Annotated in this window: 21 protein-coding genes and 1 tRNA gene; 4 read left to right on the top strand and 18 right to left on the bottom strand. The window is 56.4% G+C overall.

Annotation, left to right across the window (positions count from 1 at the left end):
- Window positions 1-36 precede the first annotated feature (36 nt).
- Both sucC and sucD read left to right on the top strand, forming a co-directional pair.
- A complete protein-coding gene (gene sucC / locus OHL19_RS14345; protein WP_263358408.1) occupies window positions 37-1,215 on the top strand; it encodes an ADP-forming succinate--CoA ligase subunit beta in 1,179 nt (392 codons plus the stop codon).
- Complete coding sequence (gene sucD / locus OHL19_RS14340; RefSeq protein ID WP_263358407.1) at window positions 1,216-2,088, top strand: succinate--CoA ligase subunit alpha; 873 nt, start codon at window positions 1,216-1,218, stop codon at window positions 2,086-2,088.
- Window positions 2,089-2,157: 69 nt separating this feature from the next.
- Here sucD and OHL19_RS14335 read toward each other — a convergent pair whose 3' ends face one another.
- On the bottom strand, window positions 2,158-4,251 hold the full coding sequence (locus tag OHL19_RS14335) for a M13 family metallopeptidase (RefSeq protein WP_263358406.1): 2,094 nt from the start codon (window positions 4,249-4,251) through the stop codon (window positions 2,158-2,160).
- 99 nt (window positions 4,252-4,350) lie between these two features.
- Between OHL19_RS14335 and ndk the strand changes: the two genes are divergently transcribed.
- Window positions 4,351-4,767, top strand: a complete 417-nt coding sequence (gene ndk / locus OHL19_RS14330; RefSeq protein WP_263358405.1) for a nucleoside-diphosphate kinase — start codon at window positions 4,351-4,353, stop codon at window positions 4,765-4,767.
- 110 nt (window positions 4,768-4,877) lie between these two features.
- Here ndk and OHL19_RS14325 read toward each other — a convergent pair whose 3' ends face one another.
- From OHL19_RS14325 to rplA, 11 genes are all read right to left on the bottom strand, one after another.
- The gene (locus OHL19_RS14325; protein ID WP_263358404.1) at window positions 4,878-5,993 is read right to left on the bottom strand and encodes a hypothetical protein; all 1,116 of its coding nucleotides are present in this window, start codon (window positions 5,991-5,993) and stop codon (window positions 4,878-4,880) included.
- Window positions 5,994-6,172: 179 nt separating this feature from the next.
- Window positions 6,173-7,171 carry a hypothetical protein gene (locus OHL19_RS14320; RefSeq protein WP_263358403.1) on the bottom strand — a complete coding sequence of 333 codons (999 nt, stop codon included), beginning with the start codon at window positions 7,169-7,171 and terminating at the stop codon, window positions 6,173-6,175.
- Window positions 7,172-7,303: 132 nt separating this feature from the next.
- Entirely contained in the window at window positions 7,304-8,056 is a 753-nt protein-coding gene (locus OHL19_RS14315; RefSeq protein ID WP_263358402.1) for a hypothetical protein, read from the bottom strand.
- Between the two features lie 177 nt (window positions 8,057-8,233).
- Window positions 8,234-8,935: a YdcF family protein gene (locus OHL19_RS14310; protein WP_263358401.1), complete on the bottom strand. Its 702-nt coding sequence runs from the start codon at window positions 8,933-8,935 to the stop codon at window positions 8,234-8,236.
- Window positions 8,936-8,985: 50 nt separating this feature from the next.
- Complete coding sequence (locus OHL19_RS14305; RefSeq protein WP_263358400.1) at window positions 8,986-9,600, bottom strand: nitroreductase family protein; 615 nt, start codon at window positions 9,598-9,600, stop codon at window positions 8,986-8,988.
- A 101-nt stretch (window positions 9,601-9,701) separates the two neighbouring features.
- Window positions 9,702-10,634 carry an ATP-binding protein gene (locus OHL19_RS14300; RefSeq protein WP_263358399.1) on the bottom strand — a complete coding sequence of 311 codons (933 nt, stop codon included), beginning with the start codon at window positions 10,632-10,634 and terminating at the stop codon, window positions 9,702-9,704.
- Between the two features lie 367 nt (window positions 10,635-11,001).
- Window positions 11,002-15,195, bottom strand: a complete 4,194-nt coding sequence (gene rpoC, locus OHL19_RS14295; RefSeq protein ID WP_263358398.1) for a DNA-directed RNA polymerase subunit beta' — start codon at window positions 15,193-15,195, stop codon at window positions 11,002-11,004.
- Window positions 15,196-15,375: 180 nt separating this feature from the next.
- Window positions 15,376-19,857, bottom strand: coding sequence for a DNA-directed RNA polymerase subunit beta (gene rpoB, locus OHL19_RS14290; RefSeq protein ID WP_263358397.1), 4,482 nt, complete (start codon window positions 19,855-19,857; stop codon window positions 15,376-15,378).
- A gap of 815 nt (window positions 19,858-20,672) precedes the next feature.
- The gene (rplL, locus tag OHL19_RS14285) at window positions 20,673-21,050 is read right to left on the bottom strand and encodes a 50S ribosomal protein L7/L12 (RefSeq protein ID WP_263358396.1); all 378 of its coding nucleotides are present in this window, start codon (window positions 21,048-21,050) and stop codon (window positions 20,673-20,675) included.
- Window positions 21,051-21,169: 119 nt separating this feature from the next.
- Window positions 21,170-21,898 carry a 50S ribosomal protein L10 gene (gene rplJ / locus OHL19_RS14280; RefSeq protein WP_263358395.1) on the bottom strand — a complete coding sequence of 243 codons (729 nt, stop codon included), beginning with the start codon at window positions 21,896-21,898 and terminating at the stop codon, window positions 21,170-21,172.
- Window positions 21,899-22,042: 144 nt separating this feature from the next.
- Complete coding sequence (rplA, locus tag OHL19_RS14275) at window positions 22,043-22,750, bottom strand: 50S ribosomal protein L1 (protein WP_263358394.1); 708 nt, start codon at window positions 22,748-22,750, stop codon at window positions 22,043-22,045.
- Between the two features lie 379 nt (window positions 22,751-23,129).
- Here rplA and OHL19_RS14270 point away from each other — a divergent pair, with 379 nt between their 5' ends.
- Window positions 23,130-23,603 (top strand): hypothetical protein, encoded by a 474-nt coding sequence (locus OHL19_RS14270; protein WP_263358393.1) that lies wholly within the window; start codon window positions 23,130-23,132, stop codon window positions 23,601-23,603.
- Window positions 23,604-23,728: 125 nt separating this feature from the next.
- On the opposite strand, the gene rplK is transcribed toward OHL19_RS14270, so the two are convergent.
- From rplK to OHL19_RS14240, 6 genes are all read right to left on the bottom strand, one after another.
- Window positions 23,729-24,166, bottom strand: a complete 438-nt coding sequence (rplK, locus tag OHL19_RS14265) for a 50S ribosomal protein L11 (RefSeq protein WP_263358392.1) — start codon at window positions 24,164-24,166, stop codon at window positions 23,729-23,731.
- Between the two features lie 163 nt (window positions 24,167-24,329).
- Entirely contained in the window at window positions 24,330-24,935 is a 606-nt protein-coding gene (nusG, locus tag OHL19_RS14260) for a transcription termination/antitermination protein NusG (protein ID WP_263358391.1), read from the bottom strand.
- A 35-nt stretch (window positions 24,936-24,970) separates the two neighbouring features.
- The gene (gene secE, locus OHL19_RS14255) at window positions 24,971-25,246 is read right to left on the bottom strand and encodes a preprotein translocase subunit SecE (protein ID WP_263358390.1); all 276 of its coding nucleotides are present in this window, start codon (window positions 25,244-25,246) and stop codon (window positions 24,971-24,973) included.
- A gap of 52 nt (window positions 25,247-25,298) precedes the next feature.
- A tRNA-Trp gene (locus tag OHL19_RS14250) sits at window positions 25,299-25,374 on the bottom strand.
- A 112-nt stretch (window positions 25,375-25,486) separates the two neighbouring features.
- Window positions 25,487-25,636, bottom strand: coding sequence for a 50S ribosomal protein L33 (rpmG, locus tag OHL19_RS14245; RefSeq protein ID WP_263358389.1), 150 nt, complete (start codon window positions 25,634-25,636; stop codon window positions 25,487-25,489).
- 127 nt (window positions 25,637-25,763) lie between these two features.
- Window positions 25,764-25,900, bottom strand: a 137-nt coding sequence (locus tag OHL19_RS14240; RefSeq protein WP_449701828.1) for an EF-Tu C-terminal domain-related protein, incomplete at its 5' end; no start/stop codon positions are given.

Genomic DNA, 25,900 nt, shown 5'->3' with positions numbered 1-25,900 from the left:
AACCCTTCTGTCGCTAGCGAGTGAGCCCTACAAACGATGAAAATTCACGAGTACCAAGCAAAGACGATCCTGGCGAAGTACGGCGTGCCCGTGCCCAGGGGTGAGGTAGCCAATCTGCTACCGGAAGCGGCTGAAGCCGCGAGAACCCTGTTGGCCAATGGGGCCTCAGGCGTGGTGGTCAAGGCTCAGATTCACGCCGGTGGCCGTGGCAAGGGTGGTGGAGTCAAGGTTGTCCGCAACCTGGCGGACGCCGAAGCGGCTGCCAAGTCCATCCTCGGAATGCAGCTTGTGACGCATCAGACTGGCCCCGTCGGACAAAAGGTCCAGCGCCTGCTGGTCGAAGAGACAGCCGCCATCGACCGCGAACTCTACCTCGGCATCGTCCTCGATCGCGCTACCGGCAAGCTGGTCTTCATGGCCTCGCAGGCAGGCGGCATGGAAATCGAAGAAGTAGCAGCCAAAGACCCCGACGCTATCTACAAGGAAGAGATCGATCCATCGATTGGCCTCGCCGCCTATCAAGGACGCAAGATTGCTTTCGCTCTCGGCCTCAAGCCGACGCAGGTCAATCAGGCCGTCACCTTCTTCCAGAGCCTCTACAAGGCCTTCGTCGAGACAGACGCATCTCTGCTGGAAATCAATCCTTTCATCACCACCAAGGACGACAAGCTGTTTGCGCTCGACGCCAAGATGACCTTTGACGACAACGCGCTCTTCCGCCATCCCGAGATCAAGGCTCTCCGCGATGTCGCCGAAGAAGATCCGCTTGAGGTCGAGGCCAGCAAGTACGCCCTGAACTACATCAAGCTCGATGGCTCCATCGCCTGCATGGTCAACGGCGCAGGTTTGGCAATGGCCACGATGGACATCATTCAATACGCTGGCGGCAGCCCAGCCAACTTCCTCGACGTAGGCGGCGGCGCCACTCAGGAGCAGATCGAACATGCATTCGAAATTCTGCTCTCGGACAAGAACGTCAAGGCAATCTTCATCAACATCTTCGGAGGCATTCTACGCGTAGACCGCCTGGCTACAGGAGTAGTCGCAGCCGCGCGAAACCTCAACGTAACCGTGCCCATCGTGCTCCGTCTCGAAGGCACAAACGTTGAAGAAGGACGCCAGATTCTCAAGGACTCGGGCCTCAACTTCCAGGTAGGCGCAACGATGAAAGAAGCTGCCGATCTGGTTGTCGCAGCAGCAAAGGCAGGTGCATAAATGTCCGTACTCGTTGATAAAAACACACGATTGATAGTTCAGGGAATCACCGGCAAAGAAGGAACGTTTCACGCCAAGGGCGCTGCTGAATATGGCACCGTCGTGGTCGGTGGCGTAACTCCCGGCAAGGGCGGAACCACACACGAAGGCTGGCCAGTCTTCAATACCGTTGCTGAAGCCGTCGAAAAGACCGGCGCCAATGCAACCGTAATCTTCGTGCCCCCACCGTTTGCAGCCGACGCAATTCTTGAAGCCGAAGACGCCGGTATTCCGCTGATCGTAGCCATCACCGAAGGCATTCCAACTCTGGACATGATCAAGGTATGGGGCAAGATCAAGAACTCCGCATCGCGGCTCATCGGGCCAAATTGCCCAGGCGTAATTTCGCCCGGTAAAGCCAAGATCGGCATCATGCCCGCCCGCATTCATCTTGAAGGCTCCGTGGGCATCGTCTCCAAGTCGGGAACACTGACCTATGAGGCCGTACATCAGCTCACGCAGCGCGGAATCGGCCAGTCAACCGCCATCGGCATCGGCGGCGATCCAATCATCGGCACCACTCACATCGACGCATTGAAGCTGCTCAACGAAGATCCCGACACCGAAGCCATCATCATGATTGGCGAGATCGGCGGATCGGCAGAAGAGGCCGCAGCGGCTTACGTAAAGCAGTATGTGAAGAAGCCGGTCGTTGGCTTCATCGCCGGACAAACAGCGCCTCCTGGCCGCCGCATGGGCCATGCTGGCGCCATCATCTCCGGCGGTCAAGGCACAGCAGCCGAAAAGATGAAGGCCATGACCGACGCGGGCATCCACGTCGTCGTCTCTCCCGCAGATATCGGCGCCAAACTCGCCGAGGTTATCGGTAGATAGTCAGGCTACGTCAGCAAAGCGAAAAGCCCACCAGATGGTGGGCTTTTTTGCTGTCTCAGGAAAAACCTCTCACCAAACACGGCAAGGCTTGGCCGCAACCATCCTTGACGACGCCTTGCACGAAAAGCTCTTCGCGAACTCCGGCAAATCCTGAAGAATGGCATTCGTGCGCCATTCATCCGGAGCATGCGGATCAGTCTGCGCCGCAGTACGCAAAGCCTCCGGTCGAGTCTGCGTGCACCATTGCTGCGCGTAAGCAATCCAGAAGCGCTGCTCTGGCGTGTAGCCATCCGTCTTGGCTTCCATGTCCAGATGGGCCTCGCGAGCCTTATCCAGCCATGCGAGCCACGCCAGCCATGTGCCCCCAAGATCCGCGAGGTTTTCACCGAGTGTCAGCTTGCCATTCAGATGCACACCGGGAACCGACTCGATCGCATCGTACTGCTTCACAACGCAATCCGAGCGGTCGCCAAACTTGAGCTCGTCGTCCTTGGTCCACCAATTCTTCAGGTTGCCGTTGGCATCGAACTGCCGTCCCTCATCGTCGAAACCATGCGTCAACTCATGGCCAATCGTGGATCCCATATCGCCATAGTTCGCCGCGTCATCTTCCTTGCCGCTGAAGAACGGTGGCTGCAGATATCCCGCGGGAAAATTGACATTGTTCTGCTGCGGATCGTAGTAGGCATTCACCGTCGGCGGAGTCATACCCCACTCGCCGCGATCAACCGGCTTGCCGATCTTGGCAAGGTCACGCGCATGATCAAACTCCTGCACGCGCATCTGATTACCCAGCGCATCGCCGCGAACAATCGTGAGCTTGGAATAATCGCGCCACTTATCGGGATAGCCGATCTTGTTCATGACGCCATGCAGCTTCTCCTTGGCGCGAACCTTGGTTTCAGGGCTCATCCAGTCAAGCGAATCGATGTCTTTGCTCATGGCCTGCTCGATCGCCAGGGTCATATCGAGCGTGCGCTGCTTCTCTTCAGCCGAAAAGTATTGCGCCACATAGACCTGCCCCAAGGCTTCGCCAAGTTCACTATCAACGCGGCTCGTGCAACGCTTCCAGCGATCCTGCTCCTTCTCTGCCCCATTGAGCGTATGCGCGTAGAAGTTCCAGTTCTCCTCATCGAAACGCTGAGGCAGGCTCTCGCCAGCAAAGGCATGCAGCAGATGCCAGCGCAGGTAAGCTCGAATCTGATCGAGCGGCGTCTCTTCGATAAGCGTATTGAAACCGGCAAAGAACTTCGGTTCCATATCATTGACCTTGCCCGATGAGGGAGCATGATCGGCGGCTATATACGACGCCAGAGAGAAATGCGTAAGCTCCTTCTCCATCGTTGTCACGTCCGTTGGATGATTCAGATTCTGCGGATCGCGCTGTTCCACATTCGTAAGCGACACCTTGGCCAGACCCATCTCGATAGCCAGCACGGTATTTGCATCCTTCGCCGCCTGCGCCTCGGGCTCTCCAGCCAACGCCAGAATCTTCTTCACATGCGCGACATACTGCTGGCGCTGCTCAACCGACTTGGCATCGGTGCGGGTGTAATAATCGCGATCCGGCAGACCAAGGCCCGCAGCGCTGTAAAAAGAGATCACCGAAGCGGAGTCGGCATAATCCTGGTTGGAACCCATCCCGAAAAAGACATTCACCCCAATGCTGTGCAGATGAGCGATAAGCGCTGGCAATTCCGCCTTGCTCTTCAGCCCGGCGATACGATCCAACTCCGGCTGCAGTGAGGCCAAGCCCTTCTGGTCAATCGCAGCAACATCCATGCAGCTTGCGTACTCATCGCCGATTTTCTGCTCATTCGCTGTCCGGGTAGCGCCCGGCACCGCGGAAGCTTCAAGGATCTGCTTCAAATGCAGCCGATTCAGCTCATATAGCTCAGTAAAGCGTCCGTAAGAAATCTGATCTGCAGGCAACGGATTGCGCTTGAACCAGCCCTTGCACGAGTACTGGTAAAAGTTCTCGCAGGCATCGACTGACGTATCGACCAAAGAAGGGTCAAAAACCCGAAGCTCAGCAGCACCAGACGCCGAGGGAGTCAATGGCGCAGCCGTAGAAGTCTGTGCGAGGCCGGCACAGGCAGGCAAACAGACCAGTAAAGCCGCACTATGCCGGACAAAAGAGGGAAAGTACAATTTCGGAAACATGCTTGAAACTCTAGCAGACGGGACCCATATCAACCATGCATATACATTGGCCAATTACAATAAAGGAGAATCGCAATTCTGTGTAAGGGAGTATCACCCGTGTCGCAACGTACTTTCAGCATTATCAAGCCGGACGCAGTTCGCAAAGGCTATACCGCCGCTATTTTGTCAGAGATCGAAAAGGCTGGCTTCAAGATTGTTTCCATCAAGAAGCAGTCCATCTCCAAGCCGCAGGCTGAGGGCTTCTACGCCGTTCACAGCGCCCGCCCATTCTTCGACTCGCTCACCACGTTCATGTCCAATGGACCAATCGTGCTGCTCGTTCTGGAGAAAGACAACGCGATCGTCGATCTGCGCAAACTGATGGGAGCAACAAACCCGTCCAACGCAGAAGAAGGCACCATCCGCAAGAAGTTCGCCGGATCCATCGAGGAAAACGCGATCCACGGTTCGGATGCCCCTGAAACCGCAGCCTTTGAAATCGGCTACTGGTTTGCCGGTTACGAACTGGTCTAACCCATCCTGCATCAGCACATACCAATGCGGAAAACAGGTGCGGGAGACCGGCAGAGCAAGAACGCTGTCTCCCGCGCTGAATATATAGACAAACTTATCCATCGATCAAGTTAGCTGCGAGTAAGTACATCCGAGATAGCTTCAACACAGGCGTTCACGGATTGATTCGCGACATAGCATCGATGAGCGTCCGTGGCGATTGTCTGTAACTGCTCCTCTGGAACCACGCCATCCGCAGTAGCAAGCCGGGACAATGCCTCGCACGAAACATACGGAAGATATGCCGGCTCCGGCGTAAGTCTCTTTTGCAGCGGCACTAGAATTGGCACAAGTGCATGAGCCTGGTATGCAGCGATTACTCCGGACTTTTCCCATATATCCGGCGCATAACAAACCAGCCCCGCGATACTGTCGGACATCAACACGCTCACCTGCTGTTCATCCATCCAGCCGCCGCGTTTGACTTCAGCTCCGGCCACCGTACTCGGAATGCTCGGACTCTGCCCCGATCCAACATCGACAACAGTTTGAATACGAAGTAACTTGCAAACATCTTCCAGTAACTGGCGATGCTTCTCATAAATCCTGATTCGATTGGAAAATTGTCCAAAGATAACTAACTGTCTCGCTCTTTCTTTCAAAGGACGAGGGTCTGTTGGTTCGCCTACATTCGAGATAACTGGCGCCTTCGTGATCACTGCTCCGGGAACTTTGAATCGCTCCAGGGTCTTTACATATTCCGAGTTTGAGGTGAAAGACACTTTGGCACAGCGCACCAGTCCCATCGCGGTCTTTCGCTGCTCCGGAAAGGTCCAGAATGCCCGCTTCCAGGGCATCGCCGTTGCTTGAACTTCATGGAAAAAGATCGAAACAGGCATCTTCTTAGCAAGCTCTTCGATGACCTTTCCGAACTCCGCCGGCTTGCCTTCTCGCGAATATGCGTAAGCTCCGTAATGAACCAATGCGTTATCAAATTTGCGCTGTGCGCATAGCTCCACCAGATGCTCTGATAACTCAGCAGGCGTTGACTCATCCAAATAGGAGATAGTATTGGGAAGAATCTCCTGTGGATCAAAGGACTTGTTTGGACGGCGGTAGACGACGAAGTGCGACTGTATCGACTTCTTCTGCCATAACGCCTCGCCAATCAGCCGTGCAAAGTCTCCCATGCCATCGACATTTGGCTTGAATCCCGACACGATTTGAAGCAGTGACGTCTCCGGCATGTCTTCCTTTTCCTTGGATGCACAAGCATCGGCTCATCAGATTCTCTGTGAGGATTTGCATTTCGAATCTGTATTCATCAGAAACAAACCAGGCATCGTGATGAACGAGTCCGCTGGACATAATCAGCAGATCACTTCATCAACACGTTCCTTCATCAACACGTTCCTTCATCAGCACGTCATTTGGCTTCAACATTCAGCTTGGTGAGAGAAGTGGTGCGGCTCACATATATCGGGTCATTCCACGTATGGCAATAAAGTCTACCGGCATCGCATTTCGATTCCAGGCTGTATCGAACACGGCTACGGCAGGGATGGCATGGCGCAAGAGAATGCAATATCTGATCGTCCGGATAACTCGGCGCTACTACCATCTCAGCCTTTTGTTGCGACATCAATACATAGCAGTCATCCCGCCAGGTCTGCGCCAGATGAGATGGAAAACTATCCGTGGCATATACAGTTCGCGCATTTGCGATGAGCGTGAAGATATCCTGCGGAGATTCAAAGTACACAACATTCAGGCCTAGATTGAGGAACTCCGCAGCAAATCCATCCTTGCGATGAAAAGCAAATTGCGCATCTCGAAAATAGGCCGCGCCGAAATCAGGCGGCATAATCTGATGGGCCGTTCCGGATGGAAATACCAACTCCGCGGATCGCATTGCCTGCGGAGGAAACAACGACTGCACACGCACGCGCAGCTTCTCCAGAACAGCAGGCGCAGCACTGTCAAATTGCGCAGGCGTCACAGAGCGAAAGGGTTTTAATCCTTGAATCTCCATAAATCCCTGGTACTTGAATGCATATTTCGAATTAGGCAAAGACAGTCGCGTTACAACGCTCGCCGCTAGAAAAGCAACATCGTTGATTCTATCCTTGAGTTCGGTCCTGGGTCTTCTGAAGCGAAGCAGCCAATAAAACGGAGAGTAATAAGCCTCTCCCTTGAGCAGGCCGGGAAGCAGACGGCGCAGCCCATGATGCAGCATCGTTACATCCGCAGGGCCACTTTCCTGAACATCAAACCAGGGCTCAAAGATCTGTGCGGCTAGAGGAACGAGAGCCTTGGATGGATATACAACATGGCGCGTCGTCGGATCTATCTCCGCCATGATTGCCAGCGCGATAAAGCGCATCCAGGCATCCCCAAAACCGCTAATGCGAAAGTCGATCCTCATACTGGGAGAATATCGGTCCCATCTTTGAATTGCAATGGAACGGTACGGACGCGAGATCTCTCATTCAAAACAGAAAGGCCCAAGGTTGAGTGCTGTTTGCACACCTTGGGCCTTCCTGATCTCAAAAACGATTTATCGCTTTTTCTTGAATTTATATTGTGCGCCGACCGAGATGCCAAAGTTCCACTGCGTATGCGGATACTGGCTCGTGCCATCGTAGGTGGTCAGGATAGCGTCCGGTGTTACACGGAAGACCCAGTGCGGGGAACGGTTGAGATCGATGTGGCCACCAAATGCGCCGCCCAGGCCAACCTGGTTGTCATAAAAGGCCGCTGGACCCGTTGGACCAACTGCCGATCCCTGCCTGCCGAGATCCCGGTTGAAATCGCCGTATGCTCCGCCTACAAGCGCATGAAGCACAATCGCGCCGTGCTTGTTGTGTGGTCCCAGATATTCAGGTCCGGCGAGAAACATGTACTGCGCAATGAAGACACCGCTCTCACCCAGTACGCTTGCTGCGGGAGTAGTGCCGCTGGTGCCGAGATAGCCGCGTCCGCTGCCCTCAACGCCCCAATGCTTGGTGAGCCAGTAGCTGGCGGAGACATCCAGGCCGCCGAGGTTTGCACCCTCGCGCAGATTCGGACCCGCATGCGTATGCGCGTAAGCCATAGCGACAGATATATCCCAGCGGTTGTCATACCGCACACCGGCCAATGGGTCGGTGGAGATATAAGTTCCGTTGCCGGAGACGATCGGCTGCGGCGTGGTCGGTGCCTGAGTCGGTGCTGGGGTTGGAGCCTGTGCATTGGCATGCAATGTGGCGGCGAAAACGGCCGCAGTTGCAGCGGCGATCAGGAAACGGGTCGGTCGGATTACAAAACGCATCACTCTTGCATGGTAAATGGCTGGGCTACGCTGGAACAAACGGGTACTCAATAATCCAGGCTTAAATCGCATAGTTTATTAGACCTGCGAGCACGGATTTGGGTGTCTGCATGCCGTGTGTTACCTGCGAGAACCTGAGAACTTGTCAACCTGCGCGCCCATCAACCTCCGCGCCCATCAGGGTGTGCAGCTCTCGAGCCATCGCGCCCAGATAAGATAGCGCGCGGTCTTGATGGTTTCCACGACCTCCGCCGCATCGCTATAAAAGGCTGGAACGAGCGAATCCGATGCTGCGTGCATACGCCACTCCAACTTCTCGCCAGGTAAATACGAGAAGATCATCGAAGCTCTCGGAAGATGCGATGCGGAACTCACCACCTCTGCGGAATGCCAGCCGTGAGCATGAAGAATTTGACGGCTGTAGCAGGCATTCTGGATCGTGTCCTGCGCCTGTGTTTCCTGGAGAATCGCGGAAGATGGAACGCCCTGTGCATGGGCGATACGAGCCATGACCTCGGCCTCTACAAATCGATTGTGAGCCGCTCCACCAGTCATGATCAATCGTGGAGCTACGCCGCGCTCGTACTCGTGTACTCCCTCCGTGATGCGCGCCTGCTGCTCCGGTGTTGGATTTCCATCCGAATCCGCTGGTGTACCCAGCACGATAATTGCATCGAAATCTTTGCGCGTTGAGTTAGCCATCGGTGCAATGCTGCGAGCTACGATAGCCCACACCAGTAGAGCCCCCAGCAAACTGCCGCACCCAAGAAACACGCGTAGTCGCAGCGAGATGGAGCGCCTGCGTCTCGGGCCTTTGCCGCGATACAGGACAGGCTTTCGATGGGCCTTTTGACGGGTGATTTGTTTCGAGACTGCCAAGTGAACTCCCGCCTCCACTGTATCGCGAAGACGGGAGTGTTTCGCAAGGCCTAGAACTCGAATGGAGTATCGAGAGCAGTGAGAGCGATGTGGCTGAGCGGCTTGCGTTCGCGGGGCGCGATCTCCCGCTGCTGCATCTGCTCGTTGGAAAGAGCGGAAGGCTCATCCTGATAGCCGACGGCGATCACGGCGCCGAGAGCGTAATCGTCGGTGAGATTGAATGCCCGCCGTATTGCTTCGTGATCAAAGCCACCCATGGAATGCGTTGCCAGGCCAAGCGCGGACGCCTGATCGACCAGATCGGACGCTGCCTGCCCCAGGTCGTAGAGTGCATAGCGATTGGGATTACCTTTGCTGTCTTTCTGCAGTGCAAAGCCGAGTATCAGAATGTGCGGCTTGCCTGCCCAGCCCTGGTTGAACCCGACAAGCGTCTCGAATATCTTCGTGTGCGTTTCCGATCCTTTGATTCCGACGAGAAAACGCCAGGGTTGTTCGTTGCTGGAGGATGGAGCCCAGCGCGCGGCTTCGAGGATGATCTTGAGATCGTTGTCCGACACGGCTTTGGTCTGAAAGGAGCGCGGGCTCCAGCGCTGTGCCAGTGCGGGAAGCAATCCTTCGACAGGTATCTTCTTCAGCTTGTTTACTTCTTCGATAGAAAGGGACATTCGGTGTGACTCCTGAAATGAGCTTGCTTTTCGAATTGGATGCGCGGAAAGTTGTTTCTCTCAACAATCTTGTGTGACTCAAGCACTTTCCCAAAAACGATCTACCCGATAACGACGCGCGCAATGGACGTATTCAGAATTTCACGCGTGAAGACCAGTTCACTGGCCTCTTTTGTACGGCGACGAAAGAGCGCGGCGGTCTCGCAGAGGACGACGATATCCTCGACTTCCGCTGGATTCATGGCCTCGGCGAGAATCAGGTTACAGAACTCCGGCTCCGTCATGCCATGCACCTCGAAGCCGCGCCGCTTGCCTTCTTCAAGGTAGAAACGCGCTACTTCGGCCATCATCGGCTGTACGTCCGCGGGGATTTCGCGCCGGTTTACGCCGATTACTTCCGCGCCGGGCAGAGCCAATTTGATGCCGAAGAGATTGTCGAGATCGCTATCAGGTTCAAAGCTGACTGCGGTGGCAATGACGAGCACATTCTGCCGTTCCGAAGTGCTCTCGATCAATGCATCCAACTGGGTCAACGCTTCGCGATCGCTCTCTTTGTAGGCGAGATCGATGCGGGGCAGCAGAAGCATGACTTTCTTGCGCTTGTAGCTTCGAACAAGACTCTTGGCTTTGGCCAGGGCGTCGGAATCGCGCGGGTTGTAGACCGTCACCAGCCGTTCCATGCCGGTGGCTTTGGCGATAGTCTGCGCGAGCGATTTCTTGCCGCTTTGGCTTGGGCCGATGATCAGGACTTCGTTGCCGATCTTTAAATCCTGATAGGCGGCTGGGAATCGCGCGCGGTCTACCAGATCTTCGATCGACTTGAGCAGATCATCCATTCCTGCGAGGCGGGGATGAAGCTGATCGACCGCTTCGTCTTCTAGCGAAAGATCGATTCGCTCCTTGCGCTTGCGGACACCGGAGATGAATTCAATAAACGAGGGTAGCGCCGCGACCGAGCCAATAATGGTCGCAAAGACCAGCAACTGCTCGGTAAACAGAAGTGCTGTGTCGCTGCCTGCTGCCGGGTCGAACATATTCGCAGGATATCAGTAGGTTGACTTGGAACTTTTAAATGTGTTCGCTGCGAGCCTGGGAAGGCGAATAAAAGGGGAATTTTGATGGGGGTGGGGGCTATGTAGGTGTTTTCTGGGGGTGGTTAGGGCGGATTTGCTTTTGGGAATTGCAGATAGAACGGCAAGGGCAGAAGCAGATTCCCTTCGGGAATGACAGACAGAAAGGCAAGGGCAAAGACGGAAACTGCAAAGGCAATTGCAAAGACGGAAAGGCTTGGGCAAAAGCAGAAGGTTAGGGCAACAACAAGAAGCCCGGCGCTTGGCCGGGCTTCTTGTTGTTGCTTTTGTTTTTGCGAGCTGTGCGAGCGGCTGCCCGCACGGCAGGTGCCTATTCGGCGGCCATTTCTTCGGCTTCGCCTTCCTGACGCATCATTTCGAGTTCGCGTTCCTGGGCTTCGAACTCGGCGGTGACTTCCTGCTTGACGCGCTCTGCCGCTTCTTCCAACTCGGGTGAGAGCTGGACGCTGCGGTAGTAGTCGAGTCCTGTTCCGGCAGGGATCAGGCGGCCGACGATGACGTTCTCCTTGAGGCCACGCAGTCCGTCGATGGCTCCGTTGATGGAAGCCTCGGTGAGGACGCGGGTGGTCTCCTGGAAGCTGGCGGCCGAGATGAAGCTGTCGGTCGAGAGCGACGCCTTGGTGATGCCGAGGAGCAGCGGACGACCGATGGACGGACGCTGACCGAGGGCGAGGACACGCTCGTTCTCTTCGTTGAAGCGGAAGCGATCCACCTGCTGCTCGAGCAGGAAGTTGGTGTCGCCCACGTCTTCAATGCGAACCCAGCGAAGCATCTGACGAACGATGACTTCGATGTGCTTATCCGAGATCGTCACACCCTGTAAGCGGTAGACTTCCTGGATTTCGTTGACGAGGTAAGCCTGAAGCAGCTTCTCGCCAAGTACGGCCAGAATGTCGTGCGGATTCAGCGGGCCATCCATCAAAGGATCGCCAGCGGAAAGACGCTCGCCTTCCTGGATGTTGACGTGAACGCCGCGAGGAACGCTGTATTCCTTCTCCTCGCCGTTGTCGGCTGTGACGTAGATCTTGCGCTGTCCCTTGGCAACTTCGCCAAAGCGAACGACACCGTCGATCTCCGAGATGATGGCTGTTTCACGCGGCTTGCGGGCTTCGAAGAGCTCTACGACGCGTGGCAGACCACCGGTGATGTCCTTGGTGCGGGTGGATTCGCGTGGGATCTTGGCGAGAATGTCGCCCGGTCCAACGGTGTCTCCATCCAGAACCATAAGGTGAGCGCGGCTAGGCATGAGATACCGCTTCTTGCCCTTGGCCCCGTTGATCCAGATTGCCGGCTGACGCTTTTCATCGGGAGCATCCGCAACCACCAGGCGCGAGAGGCCGGTGACTTCGTCCACTTCTTCATTAAGCGTGATGCCTTCCTGGAGATCCTTGAACTGCACGGCGCCACCGATTTCGGTAAGCACTGCGTAGGTGTAGGGATCCCACTCGGCCAACTGATCGCCCAGCGAGACTTTCTGACCGTCTTCCACGCGGAGACGCGCGCCATAAACGACCTGGTAGCGTTCCTTTTCGCGGCCACGATCATCAACGATGGCTACCGATCCGGAGCGATTCATGGCGACGAGCATGCCATCCTTCTCGGACTTAACGGTATTGAGGTTGATGAAGTGGACGGTGCCGTTGTTCTTGGCATCGAGACGGCTCTTGTCGGAGACGCGTGAGGCGGTTCCGCCGACGTGGAAGGTACGCATGGTGAGCTGCGTGCCGGGTTCGCCGATGGACTGTGCTGCGATGACGCCGCAGGTTTCGCCGAGCTCAACCATGCGGCCGGAGCCGAGGTTGCGGCCGTAGCAGAGTGCGCAGACGCCGCGACGGGATTCGCAGGTGAGCACCGAGCGGATCTTGACGCGCTCGACACCGGCACCCTGAATCGCCGAAGCGATTTCTTCGTCGATCTGCTGGTTCACATCGATTACGACGTTGCCATCGAAATCCTTGATGCGTTCGAGGGAAACGCGGCCAATGATGCGGTCGCGCAAGGGCTCGATGATTTCGCCGGACTCGACGATCGGGCTTACGTAAATACCCTCGACAGTTCCGCAATCCATCTCGGTGACGATAACGTCCTGCGCCACGTCGACGAGACGACGGGTGAGGTAGCCGGAGTCAGCGGTCTTGAGCGCGGTATCGGCGAGACCCTTACGTGCGCCGTGGGTCGAGATGAAGTACTCCAGCACGGTGAGACCTTCGCGGAAGTTTGCCGTGATGGGCGTTTCGATGACTTCGCCGGAAGGCTTGGCCATCAGTCCGCGCATACCGGAGAGCTGACGGATCTGCTGCTTGGAACCACGAGCACCGGAGTCGGCCATGATGTAGATCGGGTTCATGACGCCGTCTTTATCGGCCTGCTTCATGTTGCCGAACATCTCATCGGCGACCTGTTCGGTAACTGCCGACCAGATCTGGATGACCTTGTTGGAGCGCTCGCCGTTGGTGATGGCTCCGTCCAGGTACTGCTGCTGAACCTCGATGACCTTGTGGTCAGCGTCGGAGACAGTGGTGTACTTGGATGCGGGGATAACCATGTCATCGAGGCCGACGGAGAGACCAGAACGCGTGGCGTACTGGAAGCCGAGTTCCTTGATGCGATCGAGCATGCGCACGGTGATTTCGAGGCCGAGGTTCTGGTTGCAATAGCTGACCAGTTGTCCAATGCCCTTTTTCTTGAGCAGGCCATTGATGAACGGCATGCCTTCCGGCAGTGCGTCGTTCAGAATGGTGCGCCCGACGGTGGTGGAGATGAACTGCTTGTTGAACTCGACCGGATCGGTGTGCATCAGGTCTTGATCGTCATAGGCAGTGGTCATATCCAGCACTGTGCCGGAGTAGCGCAGACGGATCGGCGAGAGCGTCTCGACTTCTGCTGCTTCGAGGGCCATGAGAACCTCTTCAGCGTTGGCAAAAGTGCGACCTTCGCCCTTGGCGCCAGCCTTGGACTTCGTCAGGTAATAGAGGCCGAGCACGAGATCCTGCGTAGGAACCGTGATGGGCTGACCGGATGCGGGCGACAGAATGTTGTGCGCGGCGAGCATGAGCACGCTGGCTTCAATCTGCGCTTCGGGCGACAGCGGGATGTGAACAGCCATCTGATCGCCGTCGAAGTCCGCGTTGAAAGCGGTACAGACGAGCGGGTGAATCTTGATGGCCTTGCCCTCGACGAGCACCGGCTCAAACGCTTGAATACCGAGACGGTGAAGCGTAGGAGCGCGGTTCAGCAGGATGGGGTGATCCTTGATGACTTCTTCGAGGATGTCCCAGACCACGGGCTCCTGCATTTCAACCATCTCTTTGGCCTGCTTGATGGTGGTGCAGTGGCCGGTCTGTTCGAGGCGGTGATAGATGAAGGGCTTGAAGAGTTCGAGCGCCATCTTCTTGGGAAGACCGCACTGGTGCAGCTTCAGCTCGGGGCCGACGACGATGACCGAACGGCCGGAGTAGTCGACGCGCTTGCCGAGGAGGTTCTGACGGAAGCGGCCCTGCTTGCCCTTGAGGGTATCGGAGAGCGACTTGAGCGGACGGTTGTTGGCACCGCGCAGAACGCGGCCGCGACGGCCGTTGTCAAACAGCGCATCGACAGCTTCCTGCAACATGCGCTTTTCGTTGCGCACGATGACTTCGGGAGCGTGCAGGTCCATCAGCTTCTTCAACCGGTTGTTGCGGTTGATGACGCGGCGATAGAGGTCGTTCAGATCGGAGGTCGCAAAACGGCCGCCGTCAAGTGGAACGAGTGGGCGTAATTCGGGAGGAATTACGGGCAGTACGTCGAGGATCATCCACTGCGGCTTGTTGCCGGACTTGCGGAAGGCTTCGACGACTTTGAGGCGCTTGGAGTACTTGATCTTCTTCTGAACCGAGGTTTCGGTCTTCATCTTTTCGCGCATCTCGACGGAAAGTTCGTCGGAGTTGACGCGCTTGAGAAGCTCCTTGATGGCCTCGGCGCCCATCATGGCTTTGAAGCCAGTGGGGCGATATTGCTGGTCGAGCTCGCGGAAACGATTCTCGTCCTTGATGACTTCGCGCTCTTTGACCGGCGCGTCGCCTGGATCGACGACAACGTAGGACTCGAAGTAGAGAATGCTTTCGAGGTCACGCAGCGAGATGTCGAGCAGGTGACCGATACGCGAAGGCAGTCCCTTGAAGAACCAGACATGCGAGCAGGGCGATGCCAGCTCGATGTGGCCCATGCGCTCGCGGCGCACCTTGGAGACGGTGACTTCGACGCCGCACTTGTCGCAGATGACGCCGCGGTGCTTCATGCGCTTGTACTTGCCGCAGAGGCATTCCCAGTCCGTCACGGGTCCAAAGATACGGGCGCAGAAGAGGCCGTCGCGCTCTGGCTTGAAGGTACGGTAGTTGATCGTCTCCGGCTTGGTGACTTCGCCATGCGACCAGCTGCGGATCTTCTCGGGAGAAGCCAGCATGATGCGGATTGCGTCAAAGTCCTTAATCGGCGTGGTGAGTTCGAATGGATTGGAACGGAACAAGGCGACCCTCCTTGGCATGCCTTACGGCAGTGACCGTCGCTGTTTCCCAGGGAATAGACTGCAGGAGTTTGTCCGCCCTGGGGAGTGGCTTAAGCCACTCTGGACATCTCCGTGATACGAAGACAGAAATCGCAGGAGCGAGTCAGGCCCGGTCTTGTTTAAGAGACCGGGCTTGCACGCTTAGTCAGCTACGGCTACGTCGATCAACTCCGGTGCCGGCAGCTTTTTCAGATCAGCGCGCTTGATCAGCTCGACATCCAGGCAAAGCGCCTGAAGCTCGCGGATCAACACGTTGAACGATTCGGGCACGCCTGGCTCGATCGCTGCTTCGCCCTTGACGATGGCCTCGTAGATCTTGGTACGGCCATAGACGTCATCGGACTTGGCAGTCAACAGTTCCTGCAGGATGTAAGCGGCGCCGTATGCTTCGAGGGCCCATACTTCCATCTCACCGAAGCGCTGTCCGCCGAACTGCGCCTTACCACCCAGCGGCTGCTGCGTGATGAGCGAGTACGGTCCGATGGAGCGAGCGTGAATCTTGTCGTCCACCAGATGCGAGAGCTTGAGCATGTAGATGTAACCCACCGTTACCGGCTGCTCGAACTGATCGCCCGTCATACCGTCGAAGAGCGCTGTCTTGCCCGAACTGGGCAGACCGGCAGCATGCAGAAGAGCCTTGATTTCGCTTTCCTGCGCGCCGTCGAATACCGCCGTGCCGAACCAGATACCGCGCTTCATGCCCTTGGCTACACGAATCAACATCGTGTCGTCGAGGTCGAGAAGCAGTTGCAGCGCTGCTGTGTCCTTGAAACTGACCTTGATCTGCTCGCGCAGAGCGTTGGCTTCGCTATTGGCTTCGACGAGAGCGGCAATCTTCTTGCCGAGCTCGGCAGCGGCCCAGCCGAGATGCGTTTCCAGAATCTGACCGACGTTCATACGCGAAGGTACACCGAGTGGATTGAGTACGATCTCCACTGGAGTTCCATCGGGCAGGTACGGCATGTCTTCTTCCGGAAGAATGCGCGCGATCACACCCTTGTTACCGTGACGACCGGCCATCTTATCGCCGACCGACAGCTTGCGCTTCATCGCGATGTACACCTTGACCATCTTGATGACGCCAGGCGAAAGTTCATCGCCCTTCTGCAGCTTGGCAACCTTCTCGTTGGTGATCTTGCGCAGCACTTCGATCTGACGCGAAGTCATTTCTTCGATCTCATCGATCTGCTCATTCACGCGAGGATCTTTGTCCGCGAAGCGAATGCGCTTGAGATTCTTGGTCGAGATGCGCTCGATGGTTTCGCGATCAAGGATGTTGCCCTTGGTGAGGAGACGCTTGTTGGTGCGCTCGTCATGCAGGTCAGCCAGCACTTCCTTGTTGCCGAGGATCGCGTCGAGACGCTTCAGGCGCTCGTCGGTAAGAATGCGGATTTCGTCGCCCAGGTTCTTTTCGAGCTTCGAGGTATTCTCCGCTTCAATCTGCTTGGCGCGCTCGTCCTTTTCCTGACCCTTGCGGGAGAAGATGCGGACGTCGACTACCGTGCCTTCGATACCTGGAGGGCATGTCAGCGAAGCATCGCGAACATCGCCGGCCTTTTCACCGAAGATGGCGCGAAGCAGCTTCTCTTCCGGCGTCAACTGGGTCTCGCCCTTGGGCGTTACCTTGCCGACGAGGATGTCGCCATGCTTGATCTGGGCGCCGATGCGGATGATGCCGCTCTCGTCCAGGTCGCGCAATGCAGACTCTGAGACGTTGGGGATATCACGGGTGATTTCCTCTGGTCCCAGCTTCGTATCGCGTGCTTCGATTTCGAACTCTTCGATGTGAACCGAAGTGTAGTAGTCCTCGCGAACCAGCTTTTCGCTGATCAGGATCGCGTCCTCGAAGTTGTAACCGCGCCAGGGCATGAAGGCCACGAGCACGTTACGTCCGAGCGCCAATTCTCCCTGCTCTGTGCAGGGACCGTCGGCGATGACCTGGCCCTTGATCACACGCTCACCCTCGCGTACAACCGGCTTCTGGTTGATGCAGGTGTTCTGGTTGGAGCGCTTGAACTTGATGAGCTGATAGATGTCCGAACCAACCTCACGCGACAACTGCGTGGGGTGATGCTCTCCTTCTACGCGGATGATGATGCGCTCGGAATCGACGGAATCGACAATACCGTTACGCTTGGCCAGAATGACTGCACCGGAATCGCGAGCAGTGACGCCTTCCATGCCGGTACCGACCAGGGGTGCTTCGGCGACGAGCAGAGGAACAGACTGGCGCTGCATGTTCGCACCCATGAGTGCGCGGTTCGCGTCATCGTGCTCGAGGAATGGCACCAGCGAGGCAGCGACCGAAACAAGCTGCTTCGGGCTGACGTCGATGAAGTCGACCTCGGCGCGGTTGACCAGCACGAAGTTCCCTTGACGACGCGCATTCACCAGTTCTTCGGTGATGACGCCCTCTTCGTTGAACTTGATGTTGGCCTGCGCGATGGTGTGACGATCCTCTTCCCAGGCGGACTGGTAGAAGCTGAACGGCATCCAATCGATCTTGCGCTTGCCGGCTGCTTCCAGATCGGCGATGAGCTGAAATGCTTCCTTCTTTTCGAGATGATCGCCGACACGCATACCGCTGTCACCGGCGTTCACAACCTCAACGTAGTCGAGGATGCGGCCTTCCTTGACCTTGCGGTAAGGAGACTCAATGAAGCCGTACTCATTGATGCGGGCAAAGCAGCTCAACGAGCTGATCAAACCGATGTTCGGACCTTCAGGCGTTTCAATCGGGCAGATACGTCCGTAGTGAGTCGGATGGACGTCGCGTACTTCGAAGCCTGCGCGCTCACGCGACAGACCACCGGGCCCAAGGGCGGAGAGACGCCGCTTGTGCGTGATCTCCGAGAGGGGGTTGGTCTGATCCATGAACTGTGACAGCTGCGAAGAACCGAAGAACTCGCGAATCGCGGCCATAACCGGCTTGGCGTTGATCAGGTCGTGCGGCATGGCCGTCGACAGCTCCTGATAAACGCTCATCTTTTCCTTGATGGCGCGCTCCATGCGAACGAGGCCGATGCGGAACTGATTCTCCATCAGCTCGCCGACCGCGCGGACGCGGCGATTGCCGAGATGATCGATGTCGTCCACATTGCCGATGTTCTTACGCAGCTTGAGCAGGTAGCGAATGGTCGCGTAAAAATCTTCGGGAGTCAGGGTGCGCTTGTCGAGGCCGCTGGGGTCCTGATTCTCGTAGAGCTTGATGTTGAACTTCAACCGGCCTACGCGCGAGAAATCGTACTTGCGCTGATCGAAGAACATGCCTTCGAACAATGCAGTCGCGGTATCGAGCGTCGGCGGGTCGCCTGGCCGCAGCTTGCGGTAGATCTCGATCAACGCTTCTTCCGGCTTGCGCACGGAGTCACGACGGAGCGTGTTGGTGATGATGTTGCCCACGTCGTCGCGCTCGGGGAAGAAGACCTCAATGGTCGTCGCGCCGCTGGCGCCAATCTTGTGCAGACGGTCGGCGGTCAGCTCGGTGTTGGCCTCGACGATTACTTCGCCGGTGGTGAGATCGATCACGTCGGCAGCGGTCAGCGTGCCGTCGAGCTCGGTAGCTTCAATCTCGATCTGCTGTACGCCGTTGGCGCGCAGGGCCTTGAGAACAGAGGCCGTGACCTTGCGACCGGAGTGCGCGATCTCTTCGCCATTGGCGAGGATTGCGTGTGCCGGCTTTGCGCCTTGCAGATGCGTCGTTACGCCAGCCTCAGGAACGGTCCACATCAGCTTGCCATCGACGAGCTGAATCTTATCGACCGTGTAGAAGGTCTTCAAAATCTCTTCGTCGGAACGCAGGCCGAGGGCGCGCAGGAAGATGGTGCCGAGGAACTTGCGCTTGCGATCGATACGCACGTAGAGCGTGTTCTTCTGGTCGTATTCGAACTCGACCCAGGAACCGCGATACGGAATGATCTTGCCGAGGAAGTAGCTGCGGTTGTTCGCCGTCTCAAAGAAGACGCCTGGCGAACGGTGGAGCTGCGATACGATGACACGTTCCGTCCCGTTCACGATGAAGGTGCCATTGGCCGTCATCAGCGGAATATCGCCGAAGAAGACTTCCTGCTCCTTGATGTCGCGAATGGTCTTCGAACCCGTTTCGGGATCCTTGTCGTAAATCGTCAGGCGAACAGTCACCTTGAGCGGCGCAGAGAAGGTCATGCCGCGCTCTTCGCACTCCTGCTGGTCGTACTTCAATTGCAGGCCCACAGGGTCGCCGCACTTGTTGCAGAAGTCAGGCGTGTTCTTGTTGTACGTGCCGCAATGCTGGCAAAGTACGTCGCCCGGATGGAAGGGGTCGGTGATGACCATGGATCCGCAGTTCACGCAAGCCGTGCGCAGGTGATGCAGACCTTTGAGGTGACCGCACTTGCACTCCCAGTTACCGATCGAGAAGTCCACAAAGTCGAGCTGGGAGATGTTGCGGAAGTCCGTGATCGGGAATACCGACGTAAAGACCGACTGCAAACCATTATCGTCCCGCTCGTTGGGGAGCTTATCCATCTGCAGAAACCGCTCGTAGGAGCGACGCTGCACTTCGATCAGGTTAGGAATCTGGATGGCGGTAGGAATCTTGGAAAAATCGAGTCGGCTGCGAATGGCGCGATTCTCGTTCGGCATGCTTCACTCCTGAGGCTCGTATCCCCGAGGTCCCGACCCCTTTTGAGGGCCAGAGTACCGACAGCCCGAGTCTCACGGCTATCGGCGTACATCGGAATGATGTTTCGTGCGGTACTGCATCCCCGCAATTCGTTTCGGATCCAGTTCGGATTCCGTCAAGCAAATCGCTTCTGCAAATGCCCTTTGCACGACGCGATTGAATTTCGCAAGCAACCTGCTAAGGACAACAAACAACCAACCTAACAACCGGAAGCCCGGAAACACTGCGGAAGAAAAATTGCACTTGCCGTATGCACTACCTGGGGCTAAACTCCCGAATATCGGAGTTAAGACCGAGGCGAATCAGCAGGCGAAAGGTAAAGTGGAATCAGAATCAGTCGAAAAGACCGTGGAAAGATAAGCAAAAACCTGACCAGACGCAGATAAGTGCTCGCGAAGACAAGATGTCTCACGAGCGCAGCTACTGTTCTGAGCCCTTTTGCCGAATTTGTATCCCACGTTTGCCGATCCCAAAGCTCGCTTCTACCGCAACCCGCCAGTTCCAGATACCCGCCGGCAACCGCTCCGCAAGCAGCTACCAACCCTCATGACATCAACCATATAGAGGTTGTACAGCGCAGTTTTCGCGACCAGGGGGCTTGGTATTCCCCGGACATGAAACCCGCATATGCCACTTTTTCGTGTTTTCCAGACCACGCATTTGATCTCGCCCAGCTCCATAGACTAGAGCAATGCAAAAAGAGACGGGAAGACGCGCAACTTTTAATGTAGCGCGTCTTCGCCGCAATTGCAAATGCGTGTTACCGAATTGCTGATTACTTGATTTCGACGGTGGCGATACCTTCAAACTTCTTCTTGATGGTCTCTGCCTCTTCCTTGCTCGCGTTCTCCTTGAGTGCCTTGGGAGCGCTGTCGACCAAGTCCTTTGCTTCCTTCAGACCGAGCGCGGTTACTTCACGCACAGCCTTGATGGTGCTGATCTTGTTCGCGCCGGCATCCTTGAGGATAACCTGGAACTCGGTCTGCTCAACGACTTCTGCTGCTGCCGCTGCGCCGCCGCCACCAGCCACAGCCACGGGGGCCGCTGCTGCTGCCGAAACGCCAAGACGCGTTTCCAATGCCTTCACCAAAGCTGCCGCTTCCAGCAAGCTCAGGCTAACGATCTGCTCTTCCAACTGATTCAAATCCGCCATTTTGTTCTCCAATCCAGACTCTTTTTGAAATTTTCTACTGCACCGCTCATCCAAACTGCGAGGTTTCCGACGTGCCCAGACCCGCACCCCTCGCCGCTGTCAAGCGGGAAACTTGATGATTACTCAGCCGCAGGCGCTTCAGAAACAACCGCACCTTCAACCGGCGCTTCATTAACGGCTGCTTCAGCCTGCGTTTCGATCTCTGCAACCGGGGCAACAGGCTCAGCCACTGCTTCGGCTGGCGCTGCTTCGACCGTGGATGCTTCGACTGGAGCTGCTTCCGCGACCGGCTCCGCAGCCTTGGCCGCTGGAGCAGCTCCGCCTGAGAACTTTTCGCCCTTGACCGCTTCGTTGATCACTACGGCCAGATCGCGACCCGTAGCGTTGACCACGGTAGCAAGGCGCTGCGCAGGCGAGTTGATAAGGAACAGCAGCTTCGAGAAGAGCTCTTCCTTGCCCGGCATGGTGGCCAGAGCCTTAACTTCGTCCACGCTGATCAGCTTGCCGTCAACGATGCCCAGCTTGAAAGTGAACTCGGCATTGTCGCCGACCCACTTCGAGAAAACCTTGGCCAGCTCTACCGGATCGCCGGAGGTAAATGCCGCAGCACTTACACCCTTCAGACCCTTGAGCGCTTCTTCAACCGCGGTGCCTTCGCTCGCCTTGGCAGCCAGCTTGTTCTTGAGAACGCGATACTTGCCGCCTGCGCCGCGAATCAGCTTGCGCAGTTCAAAATCCTGAGAAACGGTCATCTTGGCAAAGGTGCCAATGATTGCCGTCGTGGAGGTCTCCAGCTCTTTTGCCAGAACCTTAACCTTTTTCGTCTTGCTCGCCCTTGTCAATGCCATCTGATCGCTCCTGCCCTCTGGCCCGCTTTGCCCGCCGCCCCGATTCCGGGCCGCATATCTCGTCTTTCCTGTTGCTATCGAATCACTCAGGATTCTCTGCGCCAGAGGCCAAAAGAAGAGAACGGGATAATTTCTTAAGTCTGCCTATTTACCGGCAGCGTCTGCCACGGCGCCGTCAATCGGAACACCTGGGCCCATCGTCGAGCTCAGCGTGATTCCCTTGACATACTTGCCCTTGGCTGCCGAAGGCTTGGCGCGCATTACGCTGGCCAGAACCGTGGTCGCATTCTCAACCAGCTTCTCCGGAGGGAAGCTCAGCTTACCCACGGGAACATGCACCAGAGCGGTCTTGTCGGCGCGAAACTCAACCTTACCAGCCTTGATTTCCTTGATTGCGGCGGCAACATCCTGCGTTACCGTGCCGGTCTTGGGGTTTGGCATCAGGCCGCGAGGTCCGAGCACCTTACCGAGGCGACCGACAGACTTCATCATGTCCGGCGTGGCGATCAGGGCATCAAAGCCTGTCCAGCCTTCCTTTTGAATCTTCTCAACCAGCTCTTCGCCGCCGACAAAATCTGCACCGGCTGCCTCGGCATCCTTCAAACGATCGCCGGAAGCAATGACTGCAACGGTTTTCGTCTTACCGAGGCCGTGGGGCAGAACAACGGTTCCGCGGACCATCTGATCGGCATGGCGGGTATCAACACCCAAACGCAGAGTCAGGTCGACAGTTTCGTCGAACTTGGCAAACTTGACCTTCTGCAGGAGTCCTACTGCCTCTGGCAACAGGTAATTGCGGGGCTCAACAGCCGCACGCGACTTCGTAATATTCTTGCTGGCTTTCTTGGCCATTCTTCCCTCATCTCCCACCGCAATTGCCAGTCCCGCTTTGCGGGAAGCCCCGAAGGGACGCTGCCGATGCAAGCTGACTGCGCCATCTCAACCGAGCCCAAATGCCGTGGTACTGGTGATGGTCTCCTCACGAAGAAGAGACGCATGTATGCAGTATCGCAAAATATCCAGCCTCGCGCAACTGCTTCGGGCGTTCTTTCTTGGCTATTTTGCCTGATTCTGTCACGCAAAGCCATGGAACCTCACTACCTTTCAGCGGCAAAAATGCCAGCTCCTTAGAAAATGCCGACTCCCGGCACGGAGAAGAAAGGAATTCATCATGTGTGATTGTGAAAAAGGGAAAAAACGCAAATCCAACGAACACCCGGAGCATTCTGGCGTGTCTGGTAATTTTGAGTCGGATGGCCGCAGAGCTTTCCTGTCATCCGTTCGCAACTCGGCTAGAAAGGCTATCGCCTCGCTGCCGGATAGCTCGCAAGTGGAAAAGCTCGACAAGTTTTCCCGGCGCTATATTGAAGGCGTCTCCGCCCTGATTGAGAGAGGACTTAAGGCCTCCGATTGGGAAGATGAGGAGATTGCCCACTTCGCGCAGGAGATATCCTGGGCCACTCTGGCGGCACAGCTCGGGAACATTTCGGTCTATCTCGACAACGGAAATGGCGACTCGGGCGGGGGAACCTGCGTTAGCCGATGCGCCGATGAATACCAGCAGTGCTACGACGAAAATAGCTGCGAAGATCACTGGTACGGCTGTCTTTGCTGCGTGCCGTGCAGCCTGCAATACATGGGCTGCATTGCGCGGTGCGTCGGCTTTAGCGGTGGATTCGGAGGCGGCGGGGTCGTTATCGCCTGAGCCATTACTGGTGATGCAGCTTCTGACGGATGTGGCTGGCGCGCCTGAAAAAGGGCGGCCAGATGCAGCAAAGCCCTCCCAATTGGGAGGGCTTTGCTGACACAACGGTAAGACAAACAACAAATCTAGGCAACGACCTCGATACCCATCGAACGAGCTGTTCCCTTGATGCTCTTGATTGCCGCTTCGACGGAAGCTGCATTCAGATCGGGCATCTTGGTTTCGGCGATCTCGCGGACCTGCTTCTCAGTTACCTTGCCCACCTTGTCCTTGTTCGGAACAGCGGCGCCCTTGGGGATACCTGCAGCGCGGAGCAGCAGATTCGATGCCGGAGGCGTCTTGGTGACGAAGGTAAAGGTGCGATCGGCATAAACGCTGATCACCACGGGGATGGTCAGACCGGCCATCTCCTTGGTCTGGGTGCGAGCGTTGAACTGCTTGCAGAACTCCATGATGTTGACCTGCGCCTGACCGAGCGCGGGGCCGACTGGAGGTGCCGGGGTTGCTTTGCCGGCTTCAATCTGAAGCTTGACGTATCCTGTGATCTTCTTCGGGGGTGCCATGTGGGTTCCTTTGGAACCCAGCTACTAGCTCCTAGCTTTCAGCTACTAGCTGGATGTTTCCTTGTTCATATTTTGGTGATGCCGCCGCCGCATTCGCTCACAACCGGGACCCGCTAGGAGGGCAACCCGGCTAGAAGCTGGAAGCTAGTAGCTGGAAGCTGCATTACTCAATCTTTTCGACTTTGCCGAACTCAAGCTCAACCGGTGTGGAGCGACCGAAGATTGTAACCATCACCTTGAGGGTTTCGCGATCTTCGTTAATCTCATCCACGATGCCATTGAAGTTGGCAAACGGTCCATCGGTAATCCGGACGGACTCATTCTTCTCAAACCTGATCTTCTGCCGGGGCTTCTCTTTGCCCTCATCGGTACGATTGAGCAGCGAACTAATCTCTTCTTCGCTCAACGCGACCGGCTTGTCGCCTGTTCCAAGGAAGCCTGTAACTCGCGGCGTTTCCTTGATGATGTGCCAGATCTGGTTATCCAGCTCCATCTCGATCAGCACGTAGCCAGGCAGGAATACCCGCTCAATCGTGCGCTTTTTGCCGTTGACCGTCTCCGTAACCGGCTCGGTCGGAATCATGATGCGGCCAAACTTGCTCTCCAGGCCAAACGCCTGAATGCGGCTCTCCAAGGATTCCTTGACCTTGCGCTCAAAGCCCGAATACGCGTGCAGAATATACCACTTGAAGTTTTCGTTCCGTGGCGCCTCGACGGGCTGCTCTGCAACTGCTTCCTGTCCGGGTTCCTGCTCCAGTTCGTCTGTCATTCCTGATCTCTCTCGCGTCTCTTTTGCGCGACGTACTACTGTCCAGCGAGCTTGCTCAACAGCAGCTTCACTCCGTTGGAAAAAATGCCATCCACTATCCAGAAATAGAAGGAGAAGACAAAAACCGTGACCAACACAACCGTCGTGGTCGCCTGCACTTCTTTGCGCGAGGGCGTTACTACCTTGCGCATCTCGTTGCGCACGTCACTCAGAAAGCTACGAGCGCGCTCATAGCTGTTCGTGGTGTGATGCACCAGCGGATTCGGTTTGTTTTCGGTTCCGCTGTCCGCTACTAATGCTGTCTTCGCCATGCTTCTACTTCCTTTTGCATCCGGAATCTAACCGGAGTTACCGCACTTAATCTGGCAGGGGCGCTCGGATTCGAACCGAGAAGTTCGGTTTTGGAGACCGACAGTTTAACCGTTGAGCTTACGCCCCTGTACTGCCGCCTCTAGCTACTGGCTTTAGCCCTGGCTCGCTTTCGGAGGGTAAATAGCTCATCCCGACCGATATACAAGCTTTAAAACTGGCAACCAGCAGCTCAGAGCTGCTTACTTAGTTTCCCGGTGCTTCTTGTGGCAACGGCAACGCTTGCAGAACTTTTCGAATTCCAGACGGCCGGTGGTCGTCTTTTTGTTCTTGGTCGTTGTGTAGTTGCGCTCTTTGCACTCGGTGCACTGCAATGTCACGATTTCCCGCATTTGCTTATCCTATCCGATTCGGGGCCCAGCCGTTTTGCTAACCCTCAAAATCCCTAAACTGATTTGGAGTCGGGCGGCAGGATTCTTCCTTCAAATCCTGCTGCCCGGCTCCCGTACCTACAACTTCTTAAGCGATAATCTCGCTGATGGCGCCCGCGCCGACTGTCCTGCCGCCTTCGCGAATCGCGAAGCGCAGTCCCTTTTCCATCGCAACTGGAGTGTGCAGCTCAATCTCCAACTGGATGTTGTCGCCTGGCATAACCA

The sequence above is a fragment of the Acidicapsa ligni genome (assembly GCF_025685655.1).
Lineage (GTDB): Bacteria > Acidobacteriota > Terriglobia > Terriglobales > Acidobacteriaceae > Acidicapsa > Acidicapsa ligni.
The sequence above is the reverse complement of the archived record's forward strand: the minus strand, read 5'-3'. Positions and strand labels throughout refer to the sequence as shown.